The sequence below is a fragment of the Vibrio sp. 2017_1457_13 genome (assembly GCF_030851525.1).
GTDB lineage: Bacteria > Pseudomonadota > Gammaproteobacteria > Enterobacterales > Vibrionaceae > Vibrio > Vibrio metschnikovii.
In genome coordinates, this window is sequence record NZ_VHTA01000007.1 from 212,977 (window position 1) to 225,366 (window position 12,390).

Genomic DNA, 12,390 nt, shown 5'->3' on the forward strand with positions numbered 1-12,390 from the left:
AATAAACAAATACCAATGTCGACTCATTATTGCGAGGGCATTATAGAGGATTTCTTTTTGTGACGTAACACTAAAAGCAACCGTTTGCGCCATTTTTTCGTATATTTTGCACCAGCCCTCATTGCTCGCTCGACAAGGTTGTTCAAGAAGCTCAGAAAAATAAGGTCGTTAAGTTCCTATTCCTGAGCGATGGTGTATAAACTTTGCCTTCAACGCCTCGGGTTTGGTATAAAGACATACCGGATGTAAGAGATCGCTAATCAATGACCCCATTTTCTTTCACGTTTTTCTATCGTGCGCTATGGCTAGCATTAACCCTGCTCGTTCTCAGCGGCTGCCAAATTGACTCTGAGCCGAAAAGTGAGCTAGAAAAAATCCGCGAGAGAGGCGTATTACGAGTCGGTACGTTGAATAATCAGCTGTCCTATTTCATTGGCCCAGATGGTCCCGCGGGTCTTGATTATGAATTAGCAAGAGAGTTTGCTCGTGAACTAGGGGTACGGTTAGAAATGAAACCGGCCTATCGTACATCGAGTCTCTTTCCAGCGTTAAAAAATGGCGAGATAGATATTATTGCTGCTGGGTTAAGTCAATCAGAACAGCGCTTAAAAGAGTATCGCGCTGGGCCAGCCTATTACTATGTATCGCAACAGGTGGTGTATAAACCTGGCCAATGGCGACCTCGTAACATTAATCAGTTAATCGCCAGACAAGATGAACTGTTGGCAAATAATGATCAGCAGCCTATTTTTAAAATCGTCAACGACTCTCATTTTACTACGACATTAGCCAGCGTTGCCGAGCGTTATCCTGATTTTCAATACGTGATTGATAATAATAGTGATGTGAGTGAGCTATTGAAACAGGTCTCTAAAGGTGAGCTGCTGTTTACCATGGCAGACTCAGTAGAAATTTCACTCTCACAACGTATTTATCCAGATATCGCGATGGCCTTTGAAATGACCGAAGACCAGCCTATTTCGTGGTTTATGCGGCGTTCAGATGATGAAAGCTTATATGCGTTAATGATTGAGTTTTTCGGTAATCTCAAACAATCTGGAAGCTTAGCCTCTTTAGAAGAGAAATACATTGGTCATGTTGGTAACTTTGACTATGTGGATACTCGCGCCTTTATCCGTGCTTTGGAAACTCGCTTACCTAAATGGGCACCGCTGTTTCAAAAATATTCAGAAGAATTTGACTGGCGTTTAATTGCTGCGGTGGCTTATCAAGAGTCACACTGGAATCCGATTGCTCGCTCGCCAACCGGCGTTCGCGGAATGATGATGCTCACCTTACCAACGGCGCGCAGTGTCGGAGTGACCAATCGACTCGATGCAGAGCAATCGATTCAAGGTGGTGTCGAGTATCTACGCAGAATGGTTGCACGCATTCCAGACAGTGTTCCGCAGCATGAAAAAATCTGGTTTGCATTGGCTTCGTATAATATTGGCTATGGGCATATGATGGATGCTCGCCGTCTAACTCGCCAACAAGGTGGGTCGCCGGATTCTTGGGCCGATGTTAAAGATCGTCTTCCTCTTTTGCGTCAACAACGATATTTCTCGCAAACGCGTTATGGTTATGCTCGTGGGGATGAAGCTCGCGCTTATGTTGAAAACATCCGTCGCTATTATCAAAGTATTATCGGCCATATGGATCCACATCACAGCAGCGATACCGATCTCGGAATCGATGACTTGTTAGTGATTACTATCGAGCCAGAAGAGAGCGCGGATGAGAGTAATGACCATCACGTCGACGCCGAGTAAATCCTGATTAGCGAACAGCGACCGGTCTCATCATCTACCCAACAAAATTCGGTGTTCGCTAATAAAATATCTTGATTTTTATACTTAAAAATCATAAATATCTAGTGTGAAATTTAACGGTAATAAAGTATTGATACACTTTACTCCTACCTTGCTATACCCAAACGACTTGAGGTTGCAGGTAGGCGGAAAGTGAGTGAATCCCCCCTAACTACTTCTAGTTACAGCCTCCATGAAAAAGTCCATCCGCATGGCTGCAACTTCCAGTGGTAAGGGATCGATAAGTTTAATTATTTTTTATAATAATAGGAGGGTGTTTATGTTGAAACGAAAACGTCAATCAAAACTCCTGAACAAAGCAGTATCAGCCAATCGTCGCCGTCGCATGCTGGCGAACACAAAGAAGAAAGTGCTCGCACGTCATCGTGCCTTCGTGCAACTGATAGACTGATCGGATATCAGCAAACATCTACACAAAGACTCAATCAGGCTGTAGATGTTTGCCAGCCCCCTTCTCAGAAACACATCCCATCACTATTTTTATCTTACCTTTGTTTTTGTTGCTCTTTTTGAGCTTTAATTTCTTGCCGACGACGTTTGAAAAAAGCTTGCAGTTGAGTACGGCATTGCTCTTCTAATAACCCCTTTTCAATGACCGCGTAATGGTAAGCCGCTTGACTCGCAAACAAATTCAGCACCGTTCCTGCGGCTCCCGCTTTGAGATCTGGCGCGCCGTAAACAATCCGTGCAACTCGGCTGTGTAACAAAGCGCCAGCACACATTGGACATGGTTCTAAGGTGACATATAAAGTGGTATCTAATAGACGATAGTTTTGTAACACTTGTCCAGCTTGACGCAACACTTGGATCTCAGCATGAGCCGTCGCATCATGCCCACCAATCGAGCGATTCCAACCCTCAGCGATCACTTGACCATCTTTGACTAATACCGCCCCAACGGGTACCTCGCCTTCCGCTTCGGCCTTGGCAGCAAGCGCTATCGCACGACGCATAAAGACTTCATCTTGTTGGGAAAACAAAGAAGGACTGTCGCTCATAAAAACCTCTTACACAAATGATATACCTAAACAACCTGGCGTTAGGGTACGTGAGTCGCCATCCATATAGATAAACGATGTGAGAACGTGGCCACCACCGCTGTCGCTTCAAGTCGCGGGGGATAGAAAGTATATCGTTAACCGCTTTATCCGGTAAGCTTAAAGCGATAAATGCTGAGTTAGATGGTCAACCAACAGACGAACCTTAGTCGATAAGTGGCGATTTTGTGGATACAGCGCCCATACTCCTTCACGATCATCTCGAAAAGTCGCTAACACCTCGACTAAACGGCGCTGAGCTAAAGGTTCCGTGACATAATAATCGGGTAACTGTGCCAGTCCCATACCTTTCAAGGCAGCATCCAGCAGTACCATGCCACTACTACAGCGAATTCGACCACTCACTTTGATGCTTCTGGATTGTTGATGTTCCTTAAAACGCCAATGATCGTGGGTACCAATCAAACAAGAGTGACGCGTTAATTCAGATAACGCATAGGGGGTACCGTATTGCGCTAAATAGTCCTCACTGGCACAGACATATAAACGACGATCACTGAGTTTACGAGCGATAAAACTGGAATCCTCCAATTGCCCTAAACGTATCGCTAAATCAATCCCTTGATCAATCAAATCTAATTTCTGATTGGTTAACACCAACTCTAACTCAAGCTGCGGATAAAGCAGTAAAAAATCATGCAATAGTGGTGCTATTTTTTGCTCCCCATACGTTACCGGAGCCGTCACTTTAATTTTGCCACTTGGGGTATGTTGGATCTGCGTTATCGCTTGCTCAGCCTGAAGTAAACCATCAACCAACACTTTACATTGTTGGTAATACAGCATTCCCGCTTCCGTCAAAGACACTTTGCGTGTGGTTCTGAGCAAAAGTTTTATGCCTAATCTCTCCTCAAGCTGTAATACCCGTCGACTGATATTCGCCACGGAGGTGTGTAAGCGCTCAGCCGCCTGCGTAAAACTCCCCATTTCAGCGACGACCACAAACTCATTAACCCCTTCCCAACTTGCCATAGCACCTCATTATTACTTAATTGTAAAAGTCATTCTTATTTTCAGCCGATTATAGCAATAAAATAACGCACTATACTGACCTTGTTATAGCCGCAGGGCTTCCCTAACTAAGTTCGTGGTGAGCAGTGAAATGAATCGCTCACGACTGAACGTTATCTTCATCGCAAGGAATAGATTATGTCACAAGATAAATTTATCAAATCACGCGCCGCCATTGCTTGGGGCCCGAATCAACCACTGAGCATCGAAGAAGTCGATGTGATGCTGCCTCGTAAAGGCGAAGTATTGGTACGAATTGTTGCCACTGGTGTTTGTCATACCGATGCTTTTACCCTTTCCGGTGAAGACCCAGAAGGGGTTTTTCCGACTATTCTTGGCCATGAAGGAGGCGGAATTGTCGAAATGGTCGGTGAAGGTGTGACTAGCGTGGAAATCGGTGATCACGTGATCCCGCTCTACACTGCCGAATGTGGCGAATGCAAATTCTGTACTTCAGGGAAAACCAACTTATGCCAAGCGGTACGCGCAACACAAGGTAAGGGATTAATGCCCGATGGCACCACTCGCTTTTATAAAGATGGGCAACCGATTTACCACTATATGGGCTGCTCTACCTTTTCTGAATACACCGTACTGCCTGAAATCTCGCTTGCCAAAGTCAATAAACAAGCACCATTGGAAGAAGTGTGTCTACTCGGCTGCGGTGTAACAACCGGTATGGGCGCGGTACTGAATACGGCTAAAGTTCAACAAGGGGATACCGTTGCTATTTTTGGCCTTGGCGGGATCGGATTATCCGCGATTATTGGCGCTCGAATGGCAGGAGCCAGTCGAATCATTGGTATTGATATTAATGAGAAAAAGTTTGCTTTAGCACAGCAACTGGGCGCGACCGACTGCATTAATCCGCAACAGTTTTCCAAACCGATTCAGGAAGTGATCGTCGAAATGACTGATGGCGGGGTTGATTTCTCATTTGAGTGTATTGGTAATGTCAATGTCATGCGTCAAGCTTTAGAGTGCTGCCATAAAGGTTGGGGAGAATCAGTGATCATTGGCGTGGCGGGTGCAGGGCAAGAGATCGCAACACGTCCGTTTCAGTTAGTAACAGGTCGAGTATGGCGAGGCAGTGCATTTGGCGGCGTCAAAGGACGCTCACAATTACCGGCTATCGTCGAACAATACTTAGCCGGAGAATTTGGCTTACAAGAATTTATTACCCATACCATGCCATTAGATAAGATCAACGAAGCTTTTGAATTAATGCATTCCGGAGAAAGCATTCGTTCCGTGGTGCATTTTCACTCTCAACCGTCCGCTTAATCTTAGTCGTCGCCATTCCGTTGGCGACATTAAGTCATCGCTAATTAGGAGCCGTATTCATGAGCCTTACCCCTCTCAGTCAATCCAAAGTATTTTCTGGTTGGCATAAACAGTATCAACATACCTCATCGGTACTAAATTGTGAGATGCGTTTTGCGATTTACCTGCCGCCACAAGCTTCACCTCAAACTCCGGTTCCGGTGTTGTACTGGCTTTCAGGGCTAACCTGCAGTGATGAAAACTTTATGCAAAAAGCCGCCGCTTTTCGTAAAGCGGCTGAACTTGGTATTGCGATTGTTGCGGCAGATACTAGTCCGCGAGGTGAGTCTGTCGCAGATGATCCACAAGGTGCTTACGATTTAGGACTGGGGGCTGGGTTTTACGTTAATGCCACTCAAGAACCGTGGAAGCAGCATTATCAAATGTACAGCTATATTGTTGATGAGCTACCAGCACTGATCGAGCAGCACTTTCCGGTGAATCAACGTCGATCTATCGCCGGACATAGCATGGGAGGGCATGGCGCTTTAACCATCGGCATTAAAAATCCGCAGCGCTATTGCTCTATTTCGGCATTGAGTCCGATTTGTCATCCCAGCGATTGTCCTTGGGGACAAAAAGCGTTTCGACACTACCTTGGCGAGGATCAACTAACGTGGCAAGACTATGATGCCGTTGCGTTACTTAAGCGTCAAAGCACTTCATTGCCTATCTTAGTTGATCAAGGGGAAGCGGATCCCTTTTTAAAAGAACAATTAAAACCAGAAACCTTACAAGCCGTAGCCATTAATAATGAGTTAAATTTTACCCTTCGCCTGCATGCTGGTTACGATCATAGCTACTACTTTATTCAGAGTTTTATCAACGATCATCTTGAGTTTCACGAACAGTATCTTAAAGGCTAGTTAACGACTGAACGGGTATCCATGGCTGATACTCATCTCCCATCCCTGCTTAAACAATAGTAAAAAAGCCTGCTATATCAGCAGGCTTTAATTATCATTTACTCTTATTCATGGCCGAAACAGCAAACCCTCAGCTATCAGTTGACTTATAAAGAGTAGGTATAAGGCGCTTGAATACCCAGGGGAATACCCAGTGCCCAATAGGCTAAAAGGAAAACCGTCCAGCCAATCAGCATGGCAATGGAGTACGGCATCATTAATGACGCCAGAGTACCAATACCCGCCCCCTTCACATAGCGCTGGCAATACACCACCACCAATGGGAAGAAGACCATCAAAGGTGAAATGATATTCGACACCGAATCACCCACCCGATACGCCGCTTGCGACAGTTCAGGGGAAATGCCAACCGCCATCAACATCGGCACTAAAATTGGACCAATTAGTGCCCATTTTGCAGATGCGGAGCCTATCAACAAGTTGACCATAGCGGTCAATAAAATCATCCCGACAATGGTTGCTTGTCCGGGTAAGTTCATCGCTTTTAGCCCTTCCGCGCCATACAGCGCCAGCATAGTACCGATGTTTGATTGGCTAAAGGCCGCCAAAAATTGCGCACAGAAAAACGCCATCACGATGTACGCCCCCATGGTCGACATAGTGGCGGACATGGCTTTAATTACATCATTATTGGTTTTAAACGTTCCTGAAACTCGTCCGTAAACAATGCCGGGAATAATAAATAAGATGAAAATCAAAGGGACAATAGAGCGCATCACGGGCGCAGAAAAAGCAGTCAATTCTCCTTCAGGGGAACGTAGCGCCGATGTTTCTGGCCATAGTGCGGCAACCAGTAAACCAATACCAAGCAGCATTGCGCCACCAGCATAACGAAACGCTTTAGACTCAATAGCGGAAAATGAACCTAAATCAGGGGCAGTTTCTGCATCTTCGTCAATCGGCATACTATTGAGGCGAGGTTCGATGATTTTTTCCGTGACATACCAACCAATACCGACAATCAGCATCGACGATAATCCGGTAAAAAATATATTTGAAAGCGGGTTCACTTGATAAGTTGGATCCAGCACTTGAGCCGCGGTTTGGGTAAAGCCCGCGAGTAGCGGATCAATTCCTGAAGGCACGAAGTTCGCGGCAAAACCACCTGATACCCCAGCAAAGGCCGCCGCAATACCAGCCAGTGGATGACGCCCCGCCGCATGAAAAATAATGCCGCCTAATGGAATAACCAGCACATAACCAGCATCCGCCGCAGTATGAGAGACGATTGCCACCAGAATTAACATCGGCGTTAATAACTGCGCCGGAGTAAAATTGAGCATTTTTTTCAAGCCAGTGGTGATAAAACCGGAAGAATCAGCAACACCGACACCAAGCATCGCTACAAGTACAATGCCTAATGGAGCAAAACTGGTGAAAGTGGTGACCATATTGGCCAAAAAGTTAGCTAGCTCGGTGCCCGTTAATAAATTATTCACTTGCAGCGCTTCGCCAGTACGAGGATTGATTAAATCGAAGCTTGCCTGCGATAGTAAAGCTGAAGCGACCCAAACGATAATGAGAGCCCAGAAAAAAAGTATCGCAGGATCTGGGATTTTATTGCCCACCCGCTCAATTAAATTTAAAAAACGATCCATACGACTCAATGGTTGCGTAGGTGCTGAGTTTACCGCTTGATTACTCATCCGTAGTTCCTAGTTCATGTTGTGCCTATCCCCTTCCTGACTAATGACGAGGTAAAACTCTTTCCAATCCTATTCATGGATCTTCGTTCGTCACTAACTGGGCACACCAAAGTGTTTAGGGAGATAGCTTATTAATTAGAGTCACAGTGTGCATTTTGATAGATTGATCTTATTGACGTCATCCTATCGATATCTGCGCTCAATTATTGTGAGTCATAGCCCATGATGAGATTCTATAAAACAAGCCAAGGCGAAGCACAAAATTCCAAACCAACTGAAACATCCAGAGACACTTTGCCCAACCTTGCTATATCAAAGCAACATTGCATCAACAAACCACCCACAACACTCTTTACAATTGAGTAATCAACCTATAAAGCTAGCGATAAATCGTAACGTCGATACCCAAACGACTTGGAGTTGCAGGTAGGCGGCAAGTAAGTGAATCCCCATGAGCATAGGCAAACTATGTAATTGGGGTGAAAAAACGTAGTAGCCAACACCGCTGCAGCTTCAAGTAAAAAGGGTAGATAATGCAAAAATATATTGATTGGATCTGTATAAACCCGAAGCAATAAAACCTCTAATCAAACTCGCTGTGTTGGGAAATCATCGTTTTGAGTTGGACAGATTGATCTTTTCCATATCTGTCTTTCCAAGTGGCTTGAACAACGATAGTTTTTAATGCACCGGACAACTGGGTTGAAGGTACGCTCCATTGCAACAGGTAGAGAGGATGACGACTATCCTCACCATCAACAAAGTCATGAGGATAACTCGCAACTAAACTCGCCGTCGCGGCTGAAGCACCGCGGGTGCGAAACCATTCTAATTTTTGCTCAGCAAGGTTGAGTGCAGTAATGCTGTGCTGTGCAAAATCTGCACGCTGCTCAACAAAGGTTTGCAACTTAACCAAACTTAACGCACCAACGCCGATGAGCACAAAAGCAATCATCACTTCAATCAGGCTAAAGCCTCTTTGTTTAATATCCATTCCAGCTCCCCTGTTGTAATGAAAGGATCTCTAAGCGCTCATAGGGGTTATTACTCGATCTATAGTGCAAAGCAAACGCACCGCCGATCACTATTTCTGCACCATCAGCATCAAACACGATTCCTCCATCCGGTCGAAAAGCACCACGATCAACGTACACAGTATTACTCGTTAACAAGTCCTTTATCACCTCGTAAAACGGTGCTTTTTGCCAAGCAAGCGCTAATTGTGTTGGATCGGAAAACCGATGAATCGATGGATTAATCGTATGAAAAAATGCGCCTCCATACACTGAAGCCCCATTCGTCGCAAATAAACCGTTTTCTACCACTAAAGAACGGCCATTCGGTGCAGAGAAACCAGCATTGATAAAACAATCCCCCTGCAACCAAACTTTCTTATGACTTTTAAAAGCCTGTTGGATAACATGACTACAATTGATCGACTTCTCAGCGTTCAGCTCAATTAGATAATGTTCACTCTTAATTTTTTGATAGTTAGCAGGGGTATAAGCGAGACCAAAATAAGACTCAAACGGCTTAATATACTTATCTTGTACAAAATCGGTTTTAAACTCTGGCGAATCTTTGGTACTAAATTCGCCTTCACGGCTACCTGCTATCGAGGTTTTACTATTAGGTTTACAAGGTTTAGTACCAGCATCAGCATCTTGAGTCTGTAATCCACTGCCTGAGCTTGGATGAAACTCAACTTGATACTTATAACGCACTGCGATGCAATCATAAAAACCGTCGTTATCGGCTTCTCCTACGGCCTCCGGTTGGATCTCAAAACTTCCCACTAAGCGTAAATTCGCATTGGTTTGAATTGCGCCAGTGCCTGTCGTGTATGAATAAATCTGCTTATTCACCTGTGCGTATCCTTGACGTGCATGGATACGATACACGCCATTTTCTAATGGTATGAGTTGCAATTCATCGAGCTGAAGTTGCTGTTTACAATTATTGGCTTCACCGGAAACTTGTTTTAATAAACCAGTAATTCTAGTCGGGTCTTGTGCGATATAAGCATACAAACATTCAACGCCGCCTTCGGCTAACCAATAACTTTGCCGAGCACTCACTTCATTTTGCGCTCGCTTAATTTGATAAAACAAATTTTTATACGAGCCAAGGGTTATCACTAAGGTAATTGAGAGTAATATCGCCGTGATCAGTAATGTCGCGATGCCTTGTTGATGACGCTTCATGATTGCCAATTCCTTTGCGTAATGTGCAATTGCATCGAATGGGCCACCGCAGGGTTAGCAACTAAAGAGGCACTAACATCAATCGAAATGACTGCACTTTGTACCGCCTGACCGTTAATAGGGAAACGCTTGACTGAAAATTGGGTCACTCGAACTTGTTTTGGTTCAAACAAGCTATAAAAAGAAGCTGACTTGTTCTTTTCCTCTTCCTCTTCATCTTCAGGACACTTAAAATTTTCATAATCTATAATTTGAGTACAATTTATTTGGCGATATCGCAACATGCCGTTATCTAAGCGATACAAAGTATGACTGAATTTTCCAGACGAAGAGTGAGGGGTATAATAGACATAACCTATCGAGGTTTCGGTTACTGCCAGCAAGTCATCTTGATCGCTAAATATGACTGAATGATTATTGATACCATTATAACCAGCACGTAATACATCGCGTTTCAATTGATGCATCACCATGCTCATTTGTTGCTGAAGCATAATATGTTGGCTACGCTGCAACGCTACACGCTGGTTAGAGAGAAAGACACTACCTATGATTGCCAAGGCGATGCTGCCTACTAAGCTAGCTATCATAAATTCAACTAAGCTGGCCCCCGATTGCCGGTATTTAGCACGCTGAAAAGCCATACAACTCTCCTTGAATACTGCAGATCCTTACTCGTCCAGCACCATTGTGAAACATTACTTTAATACCTTGACTATCGTTCATTTGCCCTTGAATCGTAATACTGCCAGCACTCGTCGGATTGCCCATAACATGCTCAAATTTAACTGGATTGATTCGACTATTATAAGAGACAGATAAGCTATGATAGCGATCGCCGCTCAATACAGAAATAACCCTTTCTGAATTCAAACTCGGTGCACTATCATGAAGAGTCGATTGACTGTCATGACTAAATAGCAATAAACGCCACTCACCAGTATTAGAAGGCATCCCCTCTACATGAAGCCATACATCTTGATTACGAAACACCGCCTCAGATTTGGCTTGCATAAAAAAGCCATGTAAATCATTGGCCAGTGCCGTCATTTTAATTTGCTGATTTACCTGACGATAACTCGGCGCAGCAAAGGCAAGCATCAGTGTCACAATACTGACCGTAATTAACAGTTCTAAAAGAGTAAAGCCGCGAACCATTTCCCAAAATCCTTTGCAAACATAGAGATAGTCGTAAATCAACTTGCCTCGATATTAACAGTAATCAACACTAGGCAAGGATTGGTTAACAGAACGAATGGACATGATTCGAATAAATAAATGCAATGAATTGCACAAAAAGATGGGCGGCATGACACTGATCGAATTAATGATTGCCGTGGTGATCGTCGGTGTGCTGGCAAGTATTGCTTACCCAACTTACAGCCACTCTGTGAAAGAGGGGCATCGTCGCCAAGTAATGGCTGATATGGCCAAAGTACAGCTCTATTTAGAAGAGAACTATCGCCATAGTGAGGGTTACTCTAAGGATGACATTGACGAGATAAATCGTCATTGCCAAATCTGTCATTACGATGCTCAGCGTTTTGAGCTCTCCGTTCAAGCAAGTAAAGATAATAAACAATACACGATTATCGCTAAGCCACTGCTACAAAGAGGACAAAACACCGATACCTGTCGCGGAGAACAATATGATCAATTAGAACTGAAAAGTAATGGTGAAGCGCTGCCTCGGGCATGCTGGTAAATGAGACGAGCCAAGCGTAGATCAGCTATAGCAAAGATTACCCCAACAAAAGCCAGACTGCGACTGCGAGCATTAGCGTTGCCGAAATCCGGTTCATCAAGCGAACGTTATTGGTATGACCTAAAGCACGTTTCAAGCCTTTACCGCCCGTTGCGTAAATCGTCATACAGACAAACTCCGAAATCATGATGATTGAAATCAACCAGAACAATTGTGGTGCAATCGGAGCTTGGCTATTAATAAAAGGCGGCAATAGCGCAATCATAAATGCCCACCCTTTGGGATTAGCAATCGCAGTGACAAAGCCTTGGACAATCAAATCCCAATCTTTACGAACAATAGGGGTTTCAACATTTTGATTCAACGCTAATTTACCTTTTGAGCGCCACATTTGAACCCCGATATAACCAAGATATGCCGCACCCAATGTTTTAAATACCGCAAATAACCAAGGATAATTGAGCATAACGGATGCCATCCCCAATACTGCCGCCATCGCCACCACAGCAACACCAATCAGTTCACCGAACATCATCCATAAAGTACGTCGATAACCAATGCTCATCCCCAAGCTCAGTGCTAATGTCATACACATACCAGGGGTGATAGAGACAAAAAAGAACGTCGGCACAAAGGCCAAAAGCAGCGCACTCGTCATGATCGATCCAAATGAAAAAGAGAGAGT

General features: G+C 44.4%; 13 protein-coding genes. 5 read left to right on the forward strand and 8 right to left on the reverse strand.

Going from position 1 to position 12,390, the window contains the following annotated elements:
- Positions 1 to 263: 263 nt before the first annotated feature.
- Positions 264 to 1,772 carry a membrane-bound lytic murein transglycosylase MltF gene (gene mltF / locus FKN88_RS11990; protein WP_306687652.1) on the forward strand — a complete coding sequence of 503 codons (1,509 nt, stop codon included), beginning with the start codon at positions 264 to 266 and terminating at the stop codon, positions 1,770 to 1,772.
- A gap of 319 nt (positions 1,773 to 2,091) precedes the next feature.
- Positions 2,092 to 2,223, forward strand: a complete 132-nt coding sequence (locus FKN88_RS11995) for a hypothetical protein (RefSeq protein ID WP_004395771.1) — start codon at positions 2,092 to 2,094, stop codon at positions 2,221 to 2,223.
- 94 nt (positions 2,224 to 2,317) lie between these two features.
- Here FKN88_RS11995 and tadA read toward each other — a convergent pair whose 3' ends face one another.
- Positions 2,318 to 2,830, reverse strand: a complete 513-nt coding sequence (gene tadA / locus FKN88_RS12000) for a tRNA adenosine(34) deaminase TadA (protein WP_170905333.1) — start codon at positions 2,828 to 2,830, stop codon at positions 2,318 to 2,320.
- 159 nt (positions 2,831 to 2,989) lie between these two features.
- Positions 2,990 to 3,862 carry a LysR family transcriptional regulator gene (locus FKN88_RS12005; protein ID WP_306687653.1) on the reverse strand — a complete coding sequence of 291 codons (873 nt, stop codon included), beginning with the start codon at positions 3,860 to 3,862 and terminating at the stop codon, positions 2,990 to 2,992.
- Between the two features lie 177 nt (positions 3,863 to 4,039).
- On the opposite strand from FKN88_RS12005, the gene FKN88_RS12010 reads away from it, so the two are divergent.
- Together FKN88_RS12010 and fghA are read left to right on the forward strand one after the other, a co-directional pair.
- The gene (locus FKN88_RS12010; protein ID WP_154168830.1) at positions 4,040 to 5,185 is read left to right on the forward strand and encodes an S-(hydroxymethyl)glutathione dehydrogenase/class III alcohol dehydrogenase; all 1,146 of its coding nucleotides are present in this window, start codon (positions 4,040 to 4,042) and stop codon (positions 5,183 to 5,185) included.
- A 59-nt stretch (positions 5,186 to 5,244) separates the two neighbouring features.
- The gene (gene fghA, locus FKN88_RS12015; RefSeq protein ID WP_154168832.1) at positions 5,245 to 6,090 is read left to right on the forward strand and encodes an S-formylglutathione hydrolase; all 846 of its coding nucleotides are present in this window, start codon (positions 5,245 to 5,247) and stop codon (positions 6,088 to 6,090) included.
- 146 nt (positions 6,091 to 6,236) lie between these two features.
- Here fghA and FKN88_RS12020 read toward each other — a convergent pair whose 3' ends face one another.
- The 5 genes from FKN88_RS12020 to FKN88_RS12040 all read right to left on the reverse strand — a co-directional run bounded on the left by FKN88_RS12020 (position 6,237) and on the right by FKN88_RS12040 (position 11,158).
- Positions 6,237 to 7,796, reverse strand: coding sequence for an AbgT family transporter (locus FKN88_RS12020; protein ID WP_004395776.1), 1,560 nt, complete (start codon positions 7,794 to 7,796; stop codon positions 6,237 to 6,239).
- Positions 7,797 to 8,379: 583 nt separating this feature from the next.
- The gene (locus tag FKN88_RS12025) at positions 8,380 to 8,790 is read right to left on the reverse strand and encodes a prepilin-type N-terminal cleavage/methylation domain-containing protein (protein WP_004395777.1); all 411 of its coding nucleotides are present in this window, start codon (positions 8,788 to 8,790) and stop codon (positions 8,380 to 8,382) included.
- On the reverse strand, positions 8,780 to 10,000 hold the full coding sequence (locus tag FKN88_RS12030) for a hypothetical protein (protein WP_154168834.1): 1,221 nt from the start codon (positions 9,998 to 10,000) through the stop codon (positions 8,780 to 8,782). The genes FKN88_RS12025 and FKN88_RS12030 overlap by 11 nt, the downstream gene beginning before the upstream one ends.
- Complete coding sequence (locus FKN88_RS12035; RefSeq protein WP_306687654.1) at positions 9,997 to 10,644, reverse strand: pilus assembly protein PilW; 648 nt, start codon at positions 10,642 to 10,644, stop codon at positions 9,997 to 9,999. Before FKN88_RS12035 ends, FKN88_RS12030 begins: the two co-directional genes overlap by 4 nt.
- Positions 10,625 to 11,158: a GspH/FimT family pseudopilin gene (locus FKN88_RS12040; protein ID WP_154168838.1), complete on the reverse strand. Its 534-nt coding sequence runs from the start codon at positions 11,156 to 11,158 to the stop codon at positions 10,625 to 10,627. Before FKN88_RS12040 ends, FKN88_RS12035 begins: the two co-directional genes overlap by 20 nt.
- Positions 11,159 to 11,255: 97 nt before the next feature.
- On the opposite strand from FKN88_RS12040, the gene FKN88_RS12045 reads away from it, so the two are divergent.
- Complete coding sequence (locus FKN88_RS12045; protein ID WP_154168840.1) at positions 11,256 to 11,705, forward strand: type IV pilin protein; 450 nt, start codon at positions 11,256 to 11,258, stop codon at positions 11,703 to 11,705.
- Positions 11,706 to 11,742: 37 nt separating this feature from the next.
- Here the strand turns inward: FKN88_RS12045 and FKN88_RS12050 are convergent, their stop codons facing one another.
- Complete coding sequence (locus FKN88_RS12050; protein WP_004395779.1) at positions 11,743 to 12,363, reverse strand: LysE family translocator; 621 nt, start codon at positions 12,361 to 12,363, stop codon at positions 11,743 to 11,745.
- Between the last annotated feature and the right edge of the window lie 27 nt (positions 12,364 to 12,390).

Excerpts from the sequence above, each read along its gene's own strand:
- mltF (WP_306687652.1), top strand. The coding sequence starts at position 264 with ATGACCCCATTTTCTTTCACGTTTTTCTATCGTGCGCTATGGCTAGCA.
- FKN88_RS11995 (WP_004395771.1), top strand. The coding sequence starts at position 2,092 with ATGTTGAAACGAAAACGTCAATCAAAACTCCTGAACAAAGCAGTATCA.
- tadA (WP_170905333.1), bottom strand. The coding sequence starts at position 2,830 with ATGAGCGACAGTCCTTCTTTGTTTTCCCAACAAGATGAAGTCTTTATG.
- FKN88_RS12005 (WP_306687653.1), bottom strand. The coding sequence starts at position 3,862 with ATGGCAAGTTGGGAAGGGGTTAATGAGTTTGTGGTCGTCGCTGAAATG.
- FKN88_RS12010 (WP_154168830.1), top strand. The coding sequence starts at position 4,040 with ATGTCACAAGATAAATTTATCAAATCACGCGCCGCCATTGCTTGGGGC.
- fghA (WP_154168832.1), top strand. The coding sequence starts at position 5,245 with ATGAGCCTTACCCCTCTCAGTCAATCCAAAGTATTTTCTGGTTGGCAT.
- FKN88_RS12020 (WP_004395776.1), bottom strand. The coding sequence starts at position 7,796 with ATGAGTAATCAAGCGGTAAACTCAGCACCTACGCAACCATTGAGTCGT.
- FKN88_RS12025 (WP_004395777.1), bottom strand. The coding sequence starts at position 8,790 with ATGGATATTAAACAAAGAGGCTTTAGCCTGATTGAAGTGATGATTGCT.
- FKN88_RS12030 (WP_154168834.1), bottom strand. The coding sequence starts at position 10,000 with ATGAAGCGTCATCAACAAGGCATCGCGACATTACTGATCACGGCGATA.
- FKN88_RS12035 (WP_306687654.1), bottom strand. The coding sequence starts at position 10,644 with ATGGCTTTTCAGCGTGCTAAATACCGGCAATCGGGGGCCAGCTTAGTT.
- FKN88_RS12040 (WP_154168838.1), bottom strand. The coding sequence starts at position 11,158 with ATGGTTCGCGGCTTTACTCTTTTAGAACTGTTAATTACGGTCAGTATT.
- FKN88_RS12045 (WP_154168840.1), top strand. The coding sequence starts at position 11,256 with ATGGACATGATTCGAATAAATAAATGCAATGAATTGCACAAAAAGATG.
- FKN88_RS12050 (WP_004395779.1), bottom strand. The coding sequence starts at position 12,363 with ATGACGAGTGCGCTGCTTTTGGCCTTTGTGCCGACGTTCTTTTTTGTC.